This is a genomic window from Pseudoalteromonas sp. NSLLW218 (assembly GCF_015864775.1).
Lineage (GTDB): Bacteria > Pseudomonadota > Gammaproteobacteria > Enterobacterales > Alteromonadaceae > Pseudoalteromonas.
Map to the genome: position 1 here is coordinate 1 of NZ_JADYWO010000003.1, position 19362 is coordinate 19362.

The 19362-nt window shown below is 42.2% G+C and carries 17 protein-coding genes and 1 pseudogene; 9 read left to right on the forward strand and 9 right to left on the reverse strand.

Annotated features, from left to right (window positions below; all coding sequences use genetic code 11):
- Positions 1-95 precede the first annotated feature (95 nt).
- Both I6E80_RS04860 and I6E80_RS04865 read right to left on the reverse strand, forming a co-directional pair.
- Entirely contained in the window at positions 96-668 is a 573-nt protein-coding gene (locus tag I6E80_RS04860; RefSeq protein ID WP_197184966.1) for a hypothetical protein, read from the reverse strand.
- A 481-nt stretch (positions 669-1149) separates the two neighbouring features.
- Positions 1150-1386 carry a hypothetical protein gene (locus I6E80_RS04865; RefSeq protein WP_013796800.1) on the reverse strand — a complete coding sequence of 79 codons (237 nt, stop codon included), beginning with the start codon at positions 1384-1386 and terminating at the stop codon, positions 1150-1152.
- Between the two features lie 245 nt (positions 1387-1631).
- On the opposite strand from I6E80_RS04865, the pseudogene I6E80_RS04870 reads away from it, so the two are divergent.
- Positions 1632-2600: pseudogene (locus I6E80_RS04870) on the forward strand (integron integrase).
- A gap of 75 nt (positions 2601-2675) precedes the next feature.
- Here the strand turns inward: I6E80_RS04870 and I6E80_RS04875 are convergent.
- The 7 genes from I6E80_RS04875 to I6E80_RS04905 form a co-directional block, all read right to left on the reverse strand.
- On the reverse strand, positions 2676-3455 hold the full coding sequence (locus tag I6E80_RS04875; protein WP_197184967.1) for an SDR family oxidoreductase: 780 nt from the start codon (positions 3453-3455) through the stop codon (positions 2676-2678).
- Positions 3456-3464: 9 nt separating this feature from the next.
- Positions 3465-4364, reverse strand: coding sequence for a 3-hydroxyisobutyrate dehydrogenase (gene mmsB, locus I6E80_RS04880; RefSeq protein WP_197184968.1), 900 nt, complete (start codon positions 4362-4364; stop codon positions 3465-3467).
- A 10-nt stretch (positions 4365-4374) separates the two neighbouring features.
- Positions 4375-5526, reverse strand: a complete 1152-nt coding sequence (locus I6E80_RS04885) for an enoyl-CoA hydratase/isomerase family protein (protein ID WP_197184969.1) — start codon at positions 5524-5526, stop codon at positions 4375-4377.
- Positions 5526-6311 carry an enoyl-CoA hydratase gene (locus I6E80_RS04890; protein ID WP_197184970.1) on the reverse strand — a complete coding sequence of 262 codons (786 nt, stop codon included), beginning with the start codon at positions 6309-6311 and terminating at the stop codon, positions 5526-5528. The genes I6E80_RS04885 and I6E80_RS04890 overlap by 1 nt, the downstream gene beginning before the upstream one ends.
- Before the next feature lie 10 nt (positions 6312-6321).
- Complete coding sequence (locus I6E80_RS04895; RefSeq protein WP_197184971.1) at positions 6322-7479, reverse strand: acyl-CoA dehydrogenase family protein; 1158 nt, start codon at positions 7477-7479, stop codon at positions 6322-6324.
- 166 nt (positions 7480-7645) lie between these two features.
- Positions 7646-9136, reverse strand: coding sequence for a CoA-acylating methylmalonate-semialdehyde dehydrogenase (locus tag I6E80_RS04900; RefSeq protein WP_197184972.1), 1491 nt, complete (start codon positions 9134-9136; stop codon positions 7646-7648).
- Positions 9137-9274: 138 nt separating this feature from the next.
- A complete protein-coding gene (locus tag I6E80_RS04905) occupies positions 9275-10456 on the reverse strand; it encodes an acetyl-CoA C-acyltransferase (protein ID WP_197184973.1) in 1182 nt (393 codons plus the stop codon).
- Between the two features lie 330 nt (positions 10457-10786).
- Between I6E80_RS04905 and I6E80_RS04910 the strand changes: the two genes are divergently transcribed.
- The 8 genes from I6E80_RS04910 (at position 10787) to I6E80_RS04945 (ending at position 19208) form a co-directional block, all read left to right on the forward strand.
- Positions 10787-11221, forward strand: coding sequence for a MerR family DNA-binding transcriptional regulator (locus I6E80_RS04910; protein WP_024597970.1), 435 nt, complete (start codon positions 10787-10789; stop codon positions 11219-11221).
- 57 nt (positions 11222-11278) lie between these two features.
- Positions 11279-12454: an isovaleryl-CoA dehydrogenase gene (locus I6E80_RS04915; RefSeq protein WP_170070948.1), complete on the forward strand. Its 1176-nt coding sequence runs from the start codon at positions 11279-11281 to the stop codon at positions 12452-12454.
- 10 nt (positions 12455-12464) lie between these two features.
- A complete protein-coding gene (locus I6E80_RS04920) occupies positions 12465-14084 on the forward strand; it encodes a carboxyl transferase domain-containing protein (RefSeq protein ID WP_197184974.1) in 1620 nt (539 codons plus the stop codon).
- A 12-nt stretch (positions 14085-14096) separates the two neighbouring features.
- A complete protein-coding gene (locus I6E80_RS04925) occupies positions 14097-14867 on the forward strand; it encodes an enoyl-CoA hydratase/isomerase family protein (protein WP_166110955.1) in 771 nt (256 codons plus the stop codon).
- Between the two features lie 8 nt (positions 14868-14875).
- Positions 14876-16879, forward strand: coding sequence for an acetyl/propionyl/methylcrotonyl-CoA carboxylase subunit alpha (locus I6E80_RS04930; RefSeq protein ID WP_197184975.1), 2004 nt, complete (start codon positions 14876-14878; stop codon positions 16877-16879).
- Positions 16879-17775, forward strand: coding sequence for a hydroxymethylglutaryl-CoA lyase (locus tag I6E80_RS04935; RefSeq protein WP_197184976.1), 897 nt, complete (start codon positions 16879-16881; stop codon positions 17773-17775). Before I6E80_RS04930 ends, I6E80_RS04935 begins: the two co-directional genes overlap by 1 nt.
- A gap of 63 nt (positions 17776-17838) precedes the next feature.
- Positions 17839-18537, forward strand: coding sequence for a CoA transferase subunit A (locus I6E80_RS04940; RefSeq protein ID WP_076926118.1), 699 nt, complete (start codon positions 17839-17841; stop codon positions 18535-18537).
- A gap of 14 nt (positions 18538-18551) precedes the next feature.
- Positions 18552-19208, forward strand: coding sequence for a CoA transferase subunit B (locus I6E80_RS04945; RefSeq protein WP_007376577.1), 657 nt, complete (start codon positions 18552-18554; stop codon positions 19206-19208).
- The last annotated feature ends 154 nt before the right edge of the window (positions 19209-19362 follow it).

Below are 19362 nucleotides of genomic sequence, written 5' to 3' on the forward strand. Positions count from 1 at the left end.
TTCTATGGTGAGGGATGGTGTCATGTGGGATCCTAAAATGGTTTGAAATTAGGAATTGACACCATAGTCACTTGTTAGGCTTTGATTACACTAGCCTATTTTAAAATCACTTTCCCTGGACCATTTGAACCAGGAAATTGCCATCCCATGTGAGTTACTGTATTGATAACAGAACAAATAAGGTCACAGGTGTGTTTTTGTACCTGAATTAAAAAATTGATATTTATTGGAGTTTCAAATTTTTCTTTTTGTTTATTAATAAAGAAAGGTATTGAAGCTCCGTTTGAGTCAGGGCTTCCCCACGACCCATGGCATAAAACGTTACGTAGTTTTGAAGCTTTTTTAATATCCTCGATTAGTAAATCAAAGTTATCAATTGTACCGTTAGAATGAGAACGAACAGCTTTACCATAAGTATCAATTAAACCTCCAAGAGGATCTGATAGGGAACGCTCTAACTTAGGAATCCATTCTGAGAATACTTTATCGATATCTTCTGTTTTGTACTCGGTTGTGGCGGTAAACGCAAATATAGCTTTAGCTAGGGTATCTTCCAAGAAACCGAAAGTAGCAATCGTTCTACCTAATTTTTCCCAAAATTCTCCATCATGGGAGTGTGTAGGAAAATTTTCAGGTAATTCTTTGTGGTCAACTACATTTCCAGACACTTTATTATCTCCAAAGTATGAAAAAAGCCTAACGCCCAAAGCAGCGGCGCGCGTTAGCGCGTCCGTTTCTGACTTTGCTTGTTAGTGGTTTTTCTAAGTAACATACTATTTTACGACCATTTGACCTAAATGATACCCGCCTATGAAAGCAGGTATAAGTAGAAAAAAGACTATCGTTTGCCACTTTTTACCTCTTGGATTTAGCAAATGAAAAGGATAAACATCAAGCAAACCATAAATTAATCTCTGCCACCATGGAATGGTTTTAATTACTATCTCGAAATCATCTACCACGTTTTTGCTTGCTCTATTTGTGGCAAAAATCATACCTATGATTGAGAACGCAAATAGAAAAAACCAAATGAGTTTAGGCTCCATACTTATACCGCTAACGCTTTGCTAAGCGGTAAATAATGGTTGGCTATAATCGCGAAGCGATGGCCAACTGTTATTTTTCCGTTTGAGCAACTTGTTATACAACTTATTTAATTTCGTAAATTGCTTGAGATGCACTCATGAACTTATGAATTTTATTACCTTTAATCTCAAACTCAGCTTGAGACGCACTCATATACTTATGAATACGATTACCTTTGATTTGATATACAGGTTGTGACGCTCTCATATATTCATGAATTTTATCACCACGAATTTCATAAATAGCTTGGCTTGCACTCATGTACTTATAAATTCTTTTTCCATCATATTCAGTTGACATAAACACATATCCTTAGAGTTGTATAACAATTTTATAGTGCGCTCATCGCGCATATATCTGCCAACGATACGCTCATGTATTTTATAAATCATTTTTACCAAATAACTTAACACATTGCTATATATAATTTTTATTAGCATTCAAACTCTCAATAAAAGACAAAATGCGCTCGCCGCTCATTTCCTTGAATATGTGTGCATCACAACTATACTGTATATAAAAACAGCGCCATTATTGGTAATAGTATGAAAACACGTTCCCCATTTTTAAATTATATAGCCGATTATATGTTGGTACGTCAGTATTCATTACGCACCGTAGATACCTACCTAAGATGGATTGCATCTTATATCCATTTTCATAATAAACGCCATCCCGCCTCAATGGGAGACAATGAAGTCGAGTGCTACTTAGAACATTTAGTGTTAAAGCAAAACGTTGCACCACGTACGCAAGCCACTGCACTCAATTCATTGTCATTTTTATACAAACATATAATAAAAAACGAACTTTCATTAAATTTAAATTTTGCCCGTAGTAAAAAACAAGCAAAGCTCCCTGTCGTGATGACCCCAGAGGAAGTTAAAATGTTGATGGCTCATTTAAATAAGCGCTATTATTTAATTGCAGCACTTATGTATGGAAGTGGTTTAAGAGTAATGGAAGCGGTGCAATTAAGGGTGAAAGATATTGATTTTGATTATAAATGTATTCAAGTATGGAATGGCAAAGGAAATAAACATCGTATTGTAACGCTCGCTACAGAGCTGGTCCCTATGCTGAGAACTCAAATTTTAAACGTTGATGACTACCTAAAGCTTGATTTAAATAACACTAAATATGCCGGCGCGTGGATGCCATATGCCTTAACAAAAAAATATCCTTCAGCCGCAAAAACACTAGCATGGCAGTATTTATTTCCTTCTCATATGTTAAGTTCAGATCCTTAAAGTGGTGAAATAAGGCGACATCATTTTCATCACTCTTGTATTAGAAAAGAGGTTAAAAAAGCCGTCCAAAAATCAGGGTTAACAAAAATAATAACACCTCATACATTAAGGCACTCTTTTGCTACTCATCTACTGCAAAATGGCGCCGATATAAGAACTGTTCAAGCTCAGCTTGGCCATTCTGATGTTAAAACCACACAAATTTATACTCATGCATTGCAGCAAGGTGCCAATGGTGTTATCAGCCCTTTTTCAAGTTTATAAATCTCCCCGATTTAAAATAAAAAAGCACAGCCCACAAGCGCCATGCTTTTTAAATCAATCTTAATCCCGCTTGTTTTACAAACGAATTCCGCCGTCTATTTCCACCACGCGACCGGTAAAAAAGTCGTTTTCGATTATGTATTGTGCAGTATGGGCAATTTCGTCGCTTTCGCCTAAGCGCCCTACTGGCGTTACTGCAAGCATACGTTGTTTGGCTTCGGGCTTCATGGCGTCGGTCATGGCGGTGCTTATAACACCTGGTGCAATAGCGCCTACGCGTATACCAAATCGACCAAGTTCTTTAGCCCATGTGGTGGTAAGTGCCACTACGCCTGCTTTTGATGCCGCGTAATTTGTTTGGCCTATGTTACCTGCGCGCGCTACGCTCGACATATTAACTATAACGCCGCCTTTACCTGATTCAATCATGTGGCTTGCGGCTTCCCGCCCAGCTAAAAACACACCGGTCAGGTTTACATCAATCACTGATTGAAATTGCTCAAGAGACATTTTTTTTACGACTTTACCGTCTTTAGCTTTTATAAACATGCCGTCGCGTAAAATACCGGCGTTGTTTATAAGCACACCAATGTGGCCAAAATTGCTGTTAATGGTATTAAATACGTTTTCTACTTCGCTCTCATTTGTTACGTTTGCGGCATAACCTTTAATAGTGCCAGATACACCTTCAAGCTGTGTTAATTGCATGAGTTGCTCGCATGCGGTGTTTAATAAGTCTTGTGCCATATCTATTAAAGCAATGTTAGCGCCCATAAGTGCAAACTTTTGCGCCATTGCAAAGCCTAAACCTTGTGCGCCACCGGTTATTACTACCGTGTTACTTTTAATTTCCACGCGTTGCTCCTACTTAGAAAACAGTTTAAAAATGGCACTAAAGTCATCACTACCCGCACCTTGGTGCTGTAGCATAGTGTATAAATTTTTAGCCATTGAACCCATTGGGGTTGATGAATTACTTTGCTGCGCGGCTTCCATGGCAAGGCCTAGGTCTTTAGCCATTAAATCAACCATAAAGCCTGGTTTGTAATCGTTACTAGCCGGTGCGGTATCCATTACACCTGGGCAAGGGTTGTAAAGTTCAAGCGTCCAGTTACGGCCCGAACTTGCGGTCATTATGTCGCTAAGTACTTTAGGATCGAGGCCGTTATTTATACCCATTTGCAGTGCTTCGCTGGTGCCTGCCATTAAAATACTGAGTAGCATGTTATTACATATTTTTGCTACTTGCCCTGCGCCAATATCGCCTGCATGAAATATGTTTTTACCCATATCACTAAGCACTGTATTTGCTTTATCGAACGCTGCTTTTTCGCCACCTACAATAAAGGTAAGAGTGCCAGCAGTTGCGCCTGCAACGCCACCCGATACCGGTGCATCTACAAAGCTAATGCCCTGCTCGCCAAGTGTACTGCCTACAATACGTGCTGATTCTGCATCTATTGTTGAGCAATCAATTACTAATGTATTTTTGCTCAGCACGTTAATTAAACCGCTGTCGTCGTTATTACCTAAATAAAGCGATTTAACATGTTTGCCCGCAGGTAACATACTAATAAGTACGTCAGCATTAGTTGCGCACTGCTTTGCATCAACTGCTGCTTTTGCGCCTTTACTTGCAAGCTTATTTACGACCGACTGGTTTAAATCGAACACACTAACAGTATGCCCAGCTTTAATTAAGTTAGCCGCCATTGGGCCGCCCATATTACCTAAGCCGATAAAACCAATATTTAGTTTAGTCATCGTCTTTCCTTTATTTGTGTATTGGCGTGTCTAAGCCATTGAGAGGGTGTTTTTCGCCAAAGCGGTTAGCAAAAAAACTGTCGATTATTGTTTGTGGTACATCACTTAGTGTTTTGTACTGCCAATTAGGCGCGCCGTCTTTATCTATTAATAACGCCCTTACACCTTCTTGAAACTCACCTACTTCGCCAGCACGAACCGACATACCTAGCTCCATTTTAAAACACGCTAATAAGCTTTTGCCTTTGCTGGTTTTTAATTGCTCACTAACGAGTGCACAACTTAATGGGCATCCGTGTTTAAGTGATTTTTGAGCGCGTTGTAACCACTTGTCATCAGTGGTTAGCCCTAAAATATAATTAACCTGCTCTTGCAAGGTTTTAAACTCACCCAGTTTTTGAATCGTTTTTAGGTTAGCTTTTATATTGCCTTTAGGCATACGCGCCGACTGGTTGTCTAAATCGGTGAGCAAATCGGTTAATCGATCATGATTTAAGCTCGCAGTTTTGCCCCACTTTGCAGTTAAAATTTGCGCAAGCATGGCATCATATTTATTACTATCGATAAAGTGATCTGCAAGCGATACAAAACGCGCGTCGTCGCAGTTAATTGATGCCGACGTTAGCCCTAAAAATAGCCCCACACTTTGTGGCATTTTATGTAAAAAGTAACTGCCGCCTACATCAGGGTATAAACCTATGGTTTGCTCTGGCATGGCAATGCGTGATGTTTCGGTTACAACGCGGTGGCTAGCACCGGCCATTAACCCTAAACCGCCGCCCATTACTATGCCGTTACCCCAAACAAGGATTGGTTTATCAAAGGTATGAATAAGGTAATCAAGTTTGTACTCTAGTGTAAAAAACTCTTCAACTAGGCTTGTTGGTTTACCTTGCTCCATCGCATGATGAAGGCTGACAACATCGCCACCAGCACAAAATGCTTTATCGCCTGCGCCTTTTAACAACACCATTGCAATAGCATCATCGTCTTGCCAAGCTCGCAGCTGCGGTTCAAGTAACTTGATCATCTCAAAATTAAGTGCATTTAAGGCTTTTGGCGCGTTGAGTGTAATAAGCCCAATTAAACTGCCATTTTCTGCGGTTGCGGTTTCAAATACTACGGGCTCATCGGCGTTATTTAATACTGTTAAAGCACTCATTAGCCGTTTACCCAGTTAGCGCGGCGTTTTTCTAAAAAGGCATTTACGCCTTCTTGTTGATCTTGTGTATCAAACAATCCAACAAACAATTCACGCTCAAGAGGCAATACACTTGCCATCGGTTGATGACGCCCTTTTTGAATCAATGTTTTACATGCTGCAACTGAGGTGGGGCTTTGATCGGCCACTTGGTTGGCAAGCTTTAATGCCGCTGCAAAGCTTTCACCGTGTGGTACTACTTCTTCTACTAAGCCAATTTGTAGGGCTTTATCGGCTTTCAAGCGCTCGCCGCATAAAATCATGCGTTTTGCCCAGCCTTCGCCTACAAGCCATGCTAAATTTTGTGTACCACCCGCACAGGGTAATAACCCTACTTTAGCTTCAGGCAATGCCATTTGTGCTTGCTCTTCCGCAATACGTATATCGCACCCAAGCGCCACCTCTAGCCCGCCGCCCATTGCGTAACCGTTAATGGCAGCAACCGACACGCCTCTAAAATTAGTAAGCGCTTCAAATGCTTCACCAAATACACGCGACATATCAGCAGCTACGCCTTTATCGCCACATGCAAATACGTTTAGGTCGGCACCCGCGCTAAAAAACTTCTCGCCTTCGCCAGTTAGTACTAATGCATAAATATTTTTATTGTTATTAAGCGCGTTAACGGTATTTTTTAAATCAACTAAGGTGTCTTTTGTCCACGTGTTTGCTGGCGGATTAGACATAGTTAAAATTGCAACATGACCTTCGGTTGTTAGTTCAATACTCGGATTAGATTCTGACATAAATTGCTCCTTATAAAACGTCGCTTGCTGACTGCGCTAAAATACGGCGCGCAATAATTACACGCATGATTTCGTTAGTGCCTTCTAAAATTTGATGAACTCGTACGTCACGTACATGACGTTCAAGCGGGTATTCTTTTATGTAACCGTAACCGCCATGAATTTGCAGTGCGTCGTTACACACGGTAAAGCCAACATCAGTAGCAAAGCGTTTAGCCATGGCGCAGTAAGTTGTTTTTTCAACATCGTTATTATCAAGTTTAAACGCAGCAAGCCTAACCATTTGGCGCGCGGCTACCAGTTCGGTGTTCATATCGGCAATTTTAAATTGCAGTGCTTGAAACGCAGCCAATGGTTTACCAAATTGAGTGCGCTCTTTTAAGTATTCGCGGGCGGTATTAAGCGCTGCTTGCGCTGTACCAATTGAACATGTGGCAATGTTAATTCGACCGCCATCAAGGCCTTGCATCGCAAATTTAAAGCCTTCGCCCTCTGCCCCTAATAAGTTATGCGCAGGAATGCGCACATCTTCAAAGCTAATTAGGCGTGTAGGTTGTGCGTTCCAACCCATTTTTTCTTCTGCTTTGCCGTATTCAACACCTTTTGCGTCGGCCGGGACTACAAATGCCGAAATACCAGCAGCACCTTCGCCGCCTGTACGTGCCATTACAACTAATACTTCGGTTTCGCCAGCGCCCGATATAAACATTTTTGAGCCGTTAATAACGTACTCATCACCCTCAAGCACGGCTTTTGTTTTAAGTGATGCGGCGTCTGAGCCAGAGCCTGGCTCTGTTAAACAGTAAGAGGCAAGTAGCTCGCCCATTACTAATTGCTCTACGTATTTGTCTTTAACGGCATCGGTACCAAAACTTGCTACCATCCACGTGGCCATATTATGAATGGTTAACATGGCCGTTGTTGCGGTACAGCCCATAGCAAGCTGTTCAAAAATAATGCTCGAATCTAAACGTGATAAGCCAAGGCCGCCAGCTTCCTCTGGCGTGTATAAACCACAAAAACCAAGCTCGCCTGCTGCTTTAATCGTGTCTTTAGGAAAAATATGTTCGCGATCCCATTTTGCCGCATAGGGTGTAAGTTCCGACTCGGCAAATTGTCTTGCAGTTTGCGCAAAGGCTTGTTGATCTTCTGATAAGTTAAAGTCCATGGTAGAGACCTCTTTAGTTGTGTGTTTGTTGTTGTGTGTTTGTTGCGTGTCGCTTTCCCATTAAGGGGATAGTTAGTGACGAGCAGCGAAGACTTATGTGTGTGTTGTGTGTGAAGTAGCCTTCGCGCCCATCTTTTTTATTATTAGTTATTCGTTTTAATCATGATTACTTTAAGTTAATACTCATGTTTGGACCCGACGCAATGTCGTCTTCAAACCAACGTGAGGTAATCGTTTTAGTTTCTGTGTAAAAACGAATACCTTGTTTACCGTACGTGTGTGTATCGCCGTAAAACGAGCCTTTCCATCCAGTGAACGAAAAGAACGGAAGTGGCACCGGAATTGGCACATTAATACCTACTTGGCCTACTTCAATTTCGTGTTGGAATTTACGAGCCACTGCGCCGCTTGACGTAAATAATGAGGTGCCATTACCGTAAGGGCTGTCGTTAATAAGTGCGATTGCTTCATCAAGCGTGTCTACAAACATACACGCCAGTACTGGGCCAAATATTTCTTCTTTGTATAAATCCATCTCTTTTGTAACATCAGTAAATAACGTTGGACCAACCCAGTTACCTTGCTCAAAGCCTTCAACCGTAAAGTCAGAACCATCAATTAGACAAGTAGCACCTTGCTCTTTACCACCGGCAATAAGTGATAAAATACGTGCTTTTGCTGCTTTTGATGTTTGCGGTCCGTATGCAGCATTTGCATCATCCCACACGCCTGGGCGTACATTTTCAAAGCCTGCTTTAATTTCGTCTACCCATTCACTTGCCTGACCGACAAATACAGCAACCGAAATACCCATACAACGCTGGCCAGCAGCACCGACTGATGCGCCTACTAGGTTGTTTACAACGTGCGATTTACTTGCATCAGGCATAATAACCATGTGGTTTTTAGCACCAACACACGCTTGCACACGTTTAAGATTTTGTGTGCCTTTAGAATAAATATAAGCACCTACGCCACATGAGCCAACAAACGAAATAGCGCGTACTGCTTTGTCTTCTAGTAAGCGATCTACTTGTGGTTTTGTACCGTGTACAACTTGTAATACGCCTTTTGGTGCGCCGGCTTCAATAAATAGCTCTGCTAAACGCATTGGTGTAAGTGGATCTTGTTCAGACGGTTTTAAAATAAAGGTGTTACCACACACAATAGCCAGCGGGAACATCCAAAGTGGGATCATTGCAGGGAAGTTAAACGGGGTAACACCTGCACACACGCCAAGTGGCTGCATGTAAGAATACGTATCGATTTTGCGCGCTACGTTTTCCATTGTTTCACCCATCATTAATGATGGTGCGTTAGCGGCTTGTTCTACTACTTCAATACCACGCCAAACATCGCCTTTTGCATCTTCAAATGTTTTACCCAATTCATGGCAAATAATGGTAGCAAGCTCATCATGGTGTTCTTTTAATAGCGCAGCGTACTTCATCATAATGCGAGCACGTTCAGTAATGGGTACGTCTTTCCATGTTTTAAACGTCTCTGAGGCTGAGGCAATTGCCGCGTCCATTTCTGACTCTGTGGTACATGGCACTTGTGCAAGTACTTCTTGAGTTGCTGGGTTTATAACATCGATAAGCTCTTTTGACGCTGATTGAATAAATTTGCCATTAATAAGTAGTGGAACTTGGTGCATGATTAAATCCTAGTGTGTGAGTTGTGTGTTCTCTTTTGAAATTGGTAGCGCCGCTTTATTAGTATTATTAGTGCAGCGCTTTTATAGTTATTAATTTAGGTATTCGTTTAACTCTTCATGTTGCTGTTAAATACCTATTTAGTAAGCTTCTACAGCCATAGCAACCGCTTCACCACCACCAATACATAAAGACGCAATGCCTTTTTTAAGGCCTCGGTTTTTAAGAGCATGAATAAGCGTTACTAAAATACGCGCGCCACTTGCACCAATTGGGTGGCCAAGTGCACATGCACCGCCATTAACGTTTACTTTGCTTTCATCAAGTTTTAACTCGTTAATAGCCAGCATGGTTACCATGGCAAATGCTTCGTTAATTTCCCAAAGGTCAACATCGTTTACAGACCAACCTGCTTTTTCAAGCACGCTGTTCATAGCTCCTACTGGCGCAACTGTAAATTCACTTGGTTTTTGAGAATGTGTACTGTGCGCTACAATTTTACAAAGCGGTGTTAAGCCCTGCTCTTTTGCTTTTGATTCGCTCATTAATATAAGCGCCGCGCCACCGTCTGAAATTGACGATGAATTAGCCGCTGTAATGGTTCCATCTTTTTTAAAGGCTGCACGTAAGCTTGGGATTTTTTCTGGACGGGCGTTACCTGGTTGCTCATCAATCGATACTGTTACGTCACCTTTACGTGTTTGCATAGTATGGGGTGCAACTTCGTTATCGAAGCTACCGTTTTTTATAGCGGCTTTTGCTTTACTTAATGAGCCCAGTGCAAACGCATCCATTTGCTCGCGGCCAATGCCGTACTCGTCGGCGGTGTCTTGTGCAAAACAGCCCATTGCTTTGTTATCGTAGGCGTCTTCAAGGCCGTCGCTCATCATGTGATCTTTTATTTCGCCATGACCCATTCGCATTCCACCACGTGCTTTTGGAATAAAGTATGGTGCGTTTGTCATGCTTTCCATGCCACCGGCAATAGCAGATTGAATAGAGCCCGCTTTAATTAAATCATTTGCAAGCATGGCTGCTTTTAAACCAGAGCCACATACTTTGTTAATTGTTGTAGCACCCGTACTAAGTGCAAGGCCTGCTTTTAACATTGCTTGGCGAGCAGGCGCTTGTCCAAGGCCTGCTGGTAATACACAGCCCATAATTACTTCGTCTATTGCGTTATTAGCTAAACCAGTTTGTGCAAGTGCGCTGGCAATGGCGGTTGCGCCAAGCTCGGTAGACTGCGCATCACTTAACGCTCCCATAAAACCACCCATTGGGGTACGTTTTGCTGCTACAATTACCACTGATTCTAAAGTCATGACTAACTCCGTTGTAATTTAATGCAAATAGTTGTTAGTATATTTGCTCTATTAATTTAGTATTCATTTATTATTTAATACTCATACACAATACTAACGTTTACGCCAACGTCAACTAAAAACAGCTTAATTTTTAGTTTTAAAAGTGTAAGCTTTATTTTCCAGTAGTAGGTCAACACTGAGAAAGCAAAGTTAAGTCATTGAATATTAGTAGTATAAATTAAAATTTCACACCAACACTCCTTTGTAAATAGTTTCAAATCACACCAAGCTTTACCTTTACGTAAACTTCACTTATATTGGAGTTATTCGAATGAGGTAAATACAACTATGAAACCAGATAATCAAACAAACTTTGCAAGCTCAGCCAATATACCGGCCAGTAATGAACAAACATTTAGCATTAGCGAACTCGCTAAAGAGTTTGACATTACTACCCGCTCTATTCGTTTTTACGAAGACCAAGGACTAATAACTCCAGAACGTAATGGTCAAACCCGTATTTATTCAAAACGCGACAAAGTGCGTTTAAAACTAATATTACGTGGTAAACGATTGGGCTTTACATTGGCCGAAACGGGTCGTTTGTTTGAACTGTACGACGCAGATAAATCAAGCGCAAAGCAGCTGGTTACGATGCTTGACCTTATTTCAGAAAAAAAATCCGACCTATCTCAACAAATGGACGACATTAAAGTTGTTCTTATGGAGTTGGTGACAGCCGAGCGCCGCTGCAGAGACACGCTAAACAAAATAGACGAGTAAGTTTATTTTAAAAATAACAAGACACTGACAACACACATCCCCACACAGGAATGAATCATGAGCACTATTTCACTATATAAAGAAATGAACTTTGGCCTAGGCGAAACCGCCGATATGATCCGCGACCATGTAAACAGTTTTGCGAGTCAGGAAATTGCCCCGCTTGCTGAAAAAACTGATTTAGATAACGCTTTTCCAAATCAACTTTGGACACAAATGGGCGAAATGGGCGTACTGGGTATGACCGTATCTGAAGAGCTAGGCGGCGCAGGGTTAGGTTACTTAGAACATGTTATTGCCATGGAAGAAATTAGCCGTGCAAGTGCCTCTATTGGCCTAAGCTATGGCGCGCATTCAAACCTGTGTGTTAATCAAATCAACCGTAACGGCACACAAGCTCAAAAAGAAAAATACTTACCAAAGCTTATTAGTGGTGAACATATTGGCGCCCTAGCAATGAGCGAGCCTAATGCGGGCTCTGACGTTGTATCGATGAAACTCAAAGCCGAAAAAAAAGGCGATAAGTACATTTTAAACGGCAATAAAATGTGGATCACCAATGGCCCTGACGCACACACACTCGTTATTTATGCTAAAACAGATTTAGATGCCGGCGCTAAAGGCATTACCGCGTTTATTGTTGAGAGCAACTTCCCTGGTTTTTCAACGGCGCAAAAGCTCGACAAACTGGGCATGCGTGGCTCAAACACCTGTGAACTTGTATTTGAAAACTGTGAAGTGCCAGAGGAAAACATTTTAGGTAACTTAAACGAAGGCGTTAAAGTACTTATGAGTGGCCTTGATTACGAACGCGTAGTACTTGCAGCAGGCCCGCTTGGCATAATGCAAGCGTGTATGGACATAGTAGTTCCGTACATTCATGAGCGTAAACAGTTTGACACCCCTATTGGTCAATTTCAGTTAATTCAAGGCAAAGTAGCCGACATGTATACACAAATGAATGCTGCGCGCTCATACGTATACACGGTAGCTCGTTCTTGTGACCGTGGCGAAACCACCCGTAAAGATGCAGCCGGTGCTATTTTATACGCCGCAGAGCTTGCAACTAAAATGGCGCTTGATGCGATTCAAATTTTAGGTGGCAATGGCTACATAAATGAATACGCCACAGGCCGCTTGCTGCGTGACGCTAAATTATACGAAATTGGTGCAGGTACATCTGAAATACGCCGCATGCTTATTGGTCGCGAACTTTTCACTGAAAGCCGTTAAGGATTAAACCATGACGATTTTAAAATCGAGCGTAAACCCCCACGACCCAACGTTTGTACAAAACCATAAAAACATGTCGGCGCTGGTGGACGATTTACGCAGTAAGGTAGCAACAATTAGCCAAGGCGGAGGCGCTGCATTAAAGGAGCGCCACGAAGGCCGTGGTAAATTATTTGTACGCGATCGTATAAGTACGTTAATTGACGAAGGCTCACCGTTTTTAGAAATTTCACAATTTGCTGCCTTTGGTGTTTACGAGCAAGCAATACCGTGCGCCGGTGTTGTAGCTGGTATTGGCCGTGTAAAAGGCATTGAATGTATGATTATTGCAAACGATGCCACGGTTAAAGGCGGTACGTATTTTCCGCTTACTGTTAAAAAGCATTTACGTGCACAAGACATCGCAGAGCGCTGCCACTTACCGTGTATTTATCTTGTGGATTCGGGCGGTGCAAACCTGCCAGAGCAAGATGATGTATTTCCGGATAAGCTGCATTTTGGTCGTATTTTTTACAATCAAGCCCGTATGTCGGGTAAAGGTATTTCACAAATTGCCGTGGTAATGGGGCTGTGTACCGCAGGTGGTGCGTACGTACCTGCAATGGCCGATGAAAGCATTATTGTAAAAGATCAAGGCACTATATTTTTAGCAGGTCCGCCGCTTGTAAAGGCAGCCACCGGCGAGGAAGTAACAGCCGAAGAACTAGGCGGCGCCGATGTGCACTGTAAAGTGTCGGGTGTTGCCGATCACTACGCTGAAAACGATGCTCATGCCCTGTCTATTGCGCGCCAATGTATTGAGCGCATTAACTACACACGCCCTAATGCGCCATTACTTAAACAAGAGCTAGAAGATGTAAAACCACCGCGTTACGATATTAACGAACTTTACGGCATTGTAGGTACCGACCTTAAAAAGCCATTTGATGTACGAGAAGTAATAGCGCGCACTGTAGATGACTCATCATTTGATGAATTTAAACGCTATTTTGGTGAAACGTTAGTTACCGGTTTTGCCAGCATTTATGGCAATCCGGTTGGCATAGTGGCTAATAACGGTATTTTATTTAGTGAGTCGGCGCAAAAAGGCGCGCACTTTATTCAGCTGTGTGCTCAGCGCAATATTCCTTTAGTGTTTTTACAAAATATTACCGGCTTTATGGTGGGTAAAAAATATGAAGCCGAAGGCATTGCAAAGCACGGTGCTAAAATGGTGATGGCTGTTTCGTGTGCTGATGTGCCTAAATTTACAGTACTTATTGGCGGCTCTTACGGCGCAGGTAACTACGGAATGTGTGGCCGTGCATTTGAACCAACCATGATGTGGATGTGGCCTAATGCCCGTATTTCGGTTATGGGCGGCGAGCAAGCAGCGGGTGTAATGGCACAAGTTAAACAAGATGGTTTAGCACGCAAAGGTCAAAGCATGAGCGAGCAAGAAATAAGTGACTTTAAAAAGCCAATTATTGATCAGTACGAAGAACAAGGTCATCCGTATTACGCCAGCGCACGCTTGTGGGATGACGGCATTATAGATCCTGCCGACACGCGTAATGTATTAGGGCTCGCGTTAACGGCTGCAAACAACGCACCAAAACGTGATTCGAAATTTGGCGTATTTAGGATGTAAACGGAGCGCAAAATGTCAGTAACACTACAAATAACAAAATCTAATGTGGCTGTACTTGTGTTAAGCCGCCCAGAAAAAAGAAACGCATTTAATAGCGAAGTAATACACGAGCTGATTCAGTGTATCGAACATGCAAATACGCTTGATATTCGTGCTTTAGTTTTAAAAACTGAGGGCAAGCATTTTTCAGCCGGTGCCGATTTAGCCTGGATGAAATCGATGGCGGATAACAACTACGCCGATAACCTAGCTGATTCAATGCAATTAGCTAAATTAATGCAGGTATTGGCAAGCTCGCCGCATCCAACAATTTGCGCTGTGCAAGGTGCTGCTTTTGGTGGTGCACTGGGCTTAATTGCCTGTTGCGACATAGCCCTTAGTAAAGACGATGCGCAATTTTGTTTAAGTGAAGTAAAGTTGGGCCTTATTCCTGCGGTTATTAGCCCATATGTCATTAAAGCGATTGGTGAACGTGCTGCTCGTAGGTACTTTTTAACGGCTGAAGTGTTTGATGCCCATACTGCTAAACAACTTGGTTTAATTCATCAAGTAACCGGTAATTTAGACTGTGCGGTCGATAATATGCTGCAAACACTAATTGATAACGGACCTGTAGCAGTAAAAGCCGCAAAAGCATTAATTAACGATGTAGCAAATAAACCAATAACCGATGAACTCATTGAGCTTACCGCAGAGCGTATTGCAAAAATTCGCGTATCTGAAGAAGGTCAAGAAGGGCTAACTGCTTTTTTTGATAAACGCCCACCCGCTTGGCAACTGTAGGATTGATTATGAACACACAACGATTACAAAAAATACTGATTGCCAATCGCGGAGAAATTGCGTGCCGAGTAATGCGCAGCGCAAAACAAATGGGCTTAACCACGGTCGCGGTTTATTCTGATGCAGACAAACATGCCCAGCACGTAAAAATGGCTGACGAGGCTTACCATATAGGTGCCGCGCCAAGTAAAGATTCGTATTTGGTAGCAGACAAAATTTTGCAAGTTGCCAAAGACTGCGGCGCTGATTGTATTCATCCAGGGTATGGTTTTTTATCTGAAAACAGCGAATTTGCTAAAGCCTGCGAAGCTAATAACATTGCTTTTGTAGGACCATCAGCAAGTAGCATTGAAGCTATGGGGTCTAAAACCCGCGCTAAAGAAATAATGGCAGCTGCTAACGTGCCGCTAGTGCCTGGTTATTACGGTGAAAAACAAGATCCTGCCTTTTTACAAAGTGAAGCTGAAAAAATTGGCTACCCTGTACTAATTAAAGCCGCCTTTGGTGGCGGTGGTAAAGGTATGCGCGTTGTACAAAACGCCAAACAATTTATGAGTGCACTTGAGGGCGCACAACGTGAAGCGATTGCCGGTTTTGGTAACGATTTAGTATTGCTTGAGCGCTATGTAAACCAGCCTCGCCATGTTGAAGTGCAAGTCTTTGCAGACAATTACGGTAACTGTGTTTATTTAGGCGATCGTGATTGTTCTTTGCAACGTCGTCATCAAAAAGTAATTGAAGAGGCCCCTGCTCCGGGTTTATCTGACGAGCTACGCAAAGAAATGGGCGAAGCGGCTGTACGTTGTGCTTTGGCTATAAATTACCGTGGTGCAGGTACTGTTGAGTTTTTACTGTGTGGCGATGAATTTTTCTTTATGGAAATGAACACGCGCCTTCAAGTAGAACACCCTGTAACCGAAATGGTAACCGGTGTAGATTTAGTCAATTGGCAAATTAATATTGCAGGCGGGCAAACACTACTGCTGGAACAAAGTGATATTCAATTGCAGGGTCATAGCTTTGAAGCGCGTATATACGCAGAAGATCCAGCTAACGACTTTATACCATGTTCGGGCACTATTGAAGCGTTACACACACCGCTTGACAGCGAATTTGTGCGCATTGATACAGGCATTGCTCAAGGCGACGAAATCAGTCCGTTTTACGACCCGATGATTGCAAAACTTATTGTGCACGATGATAATCGCGAACAAGCATTGAGCCGCTTACAACACGCCCTTGAACAATTTCATTTAGCGGGTTTTAGCACTAACATTGGCTTTTTACATAACTTAGCAAGCCACCCTGCGTTTAAAAAAGGTGCGCCAAGTACACACTTTATTGCAGAGCAAGGTGATTCGTTAGTTGCGGTTGATGAATCGTTATTGCAAGCAAGTCAGCTTATTGGTGCTTTTGCCTATTTAGAATCGTTAACTAGCACCCAAAATGCGCAAAACAGTGCTAGCCCTTGGCAACAACTAAGCGGTTTTACACTCAATGCTCCGCAAGCAATTAAAGTCCCTTTTGCCGATTTACAGCTAAGCGCTATAAAAACGAAAGCGGGTTATAGTATTACGCATAACGAGCACGTATTTAACCTACAAGGCACATTAAATAACAATCTTTGCAGTGTATTTATTAATGGCGAAAAACACAGCTCACACGTAACTACGGTAGATAATAATACGGTAGGTAATAGTGTAACGGTGATGAATAAAGCACTGCAAACTAAGCTTGAACTAGTTGATAAACATTATATTAGTTCGCACGAAAGCGAAGCTCTGCCACTTGCCGCCCCGCTCAATGGCACAGTAGTAAAACATCTTATCGACATTGGTAGCACAATTTCCAAAGGCGATGCGGTTGTTATTATTGAAGCCATGAAAATGGAATACACGCTTAACGCACCGCATGACGGCATTTTAAAAAGTTATTGTTTTGGTGAAGGCGAATTAGTAACCCATGGTGCCCTGCTTGCGATAGTAGAAGATATGACTGAGGAAGGTGCATAATGAATGCCTTTCCAAGTAAAGTACGTATTGTTGAAGTTGGTGCGCGAGACGGTCTACAAAACGAAAAAACAGTAAGCACAGCTGATAAAGTAGCGCTTATTAACGCCCTAAGTGCTGCAGGATTAAAAGATATTGAAGCTGGCGCGTTTGTTTCTCCTAAATGGGTGCCGCAAATGGCAGACTCAGCGGATGTAATATCAGCCCTTAATTTGCCCGATGTAAATTTAAGCGCTCTTACACCTAACTTAAAAGGTGCACAAGCAGCGCACGTTGTCGGCATTAAAGAATTTGCTATATTTACCGCTGCAAGTGAGTCGTTTTGTCAAAAAAACATAAACTGCTCAATAGAGCAAAGTATTGAACGCTTTAGCGAGGTAATGGCGTTTGCTAAAGCTAATAACATCCGCGTACGTGGTTATGTAAGCTGTGTGCTAGGTTGCCCCTATGAGGGTGAGATCAACCCACAGGCAGTATTAAGTGTATCGCAAAAGCTATTAGATTTAGGGTGTTACGAAGTAAGCCTTGGCGATACCATAGGTATTGGCACCGCTAAAAAAGTAACGCAATTAATAGAGTTACTTTTAACGCACATTGACAAAACTAAGTTGGCTGTGCATTTTCATGATACTTACGGCCAAGCGCTCACAAATATTTACGCAGCTTTAAGCCTAGGTATAGCAACGGTTGACGCGGCAGTTGCAGGCCTTGGTGGCTGTCCTTATGCTAAGGGGGCGTCAGGAAATGTTGCCACCGAAGATGTAGTTTACTTACTGCAAGGGCTTGGCATTGAACACGGAATTGATTTACAAAGGTTGAGTGACGCTGGTTGGGAGATCACCAAAGCACTTGGTAAGCAACCTGTGAGTAAAGTATCTGTGGCACTGCACACTAAATAGCTATCTTATAAAATGATGATTCAGGATAGTTAACAACAAATAGCACACATTGAGGAGAGACTCATGGCCGGTTTTGATAAGGTAGTTTATAGCTACGAAGCTGCAATGGAAGGATTAAAAGATGGCGATACCATTATTGCCGGTGGTTTTGGTTTATGTGGTATTCCTGAGGGCTTAATTAAACAAATTAAGCACATGCAAACAAAAGACTTAACCGTGGTATCTAATAACTGTGGTGTTGATGACTTTGGTTTAGGTATTTTATTACAAGACAAACAAATCAAAAAAGTAGTTGCCTCGTACGTTGGTGAAAACGCCCTATTCGAGCAGCAGTTATTAAGTGGCGAAATTGATGTAGAGCTTACACCACAAGGTACACTTGCTGAAAAAATGCGTGCTGGTGGCGCGGGTATACCTGCGTTTTACACCGCCACCGGTTACGGCACTCCAGTTGCTGAAGGCAAAGACGTAAAAGAATTTAATGGTCGCCCGTACATTTTAGAAGAGTCTATAACAGGTGAATTTGCCATAGTAAAAGCATGGAAAGCCGATCGCTTTGGTAATTTAGTGTTTAGACATACCGCCATGAACTTTAATCCAATGGCTGCAACAGCTGGCAAAATTACCGTTGCCGAAGTAGAAGAAATTGTAGAGCCGGGTGAGCTTGAACCAAGCCAAATTCATACCCCAGGTATTTTTGTAAATCGCGTTATTAAAGGCAGCTTTGAAAAACGCATTGAACGTGTAACAACACGAGATTAAGCAGGAGCATAATTATGGCATTATCACGTGAACAAGTTGCAATGCGCGTTGCACAAGAACTACAAGACGGTTACTACGTAAATTTGGGCATAGGAATTCCGACACTCGTCGCAAACTATGTACCGGATGATATTGAAGTTATGTTACAGTCCGAAAATGGCCTTTTAGGCATGGGCCCGTACCCTACTAAAGCAGAGCTAGATGCAGATATGATTAACGCGGGTAAAGAAACCGTGACAGCAGCTAAAGGTGCAGCCATATTTAATAGTGCAGATAGTTTTGCCATGATACGGGGTGGTCATGTAGACTTAACCGTTCTGGGTGCATTTGAAGTTGACCAGAACGGCAACATCGCATCGTGGATGATCCCTAAAAAGCTGATTAAAGGCATGGGTGGCGCGATGGATTTAGTCGCTGGCGCGAAAAATATTATTGTTACTATGACCCATGCAAGTAAGCATGGTGACTCTAAACTATTAGAGGCCTGCTCTTTACCGCTTACTGGCGTTAATTGCGTTAAAAAAATAGTAACAGATTTAGCCGTATTAGAAGTTAAAGACGGCGCATTTCATCTATTAGAACGCGCTCCGGGCGTATCTGTTGATGAAATCATTAGTAAAACAGCAGGTAAATTACTTGTTGACGGTGAAGTACCAGAAATGGTTTTTTAGTAACTTTTAATAAGTTAACTTAAAATAACGCTTTACCCTGTACCGACCTCATTCCCAGTGCCAATGGCGCTGAGTTACCCAAAATCCCTCTCACGAGGGATTTTTTTTATCTTTTGCCATTATTTTTACCGTCATTCATACATCTGTAGTAAAT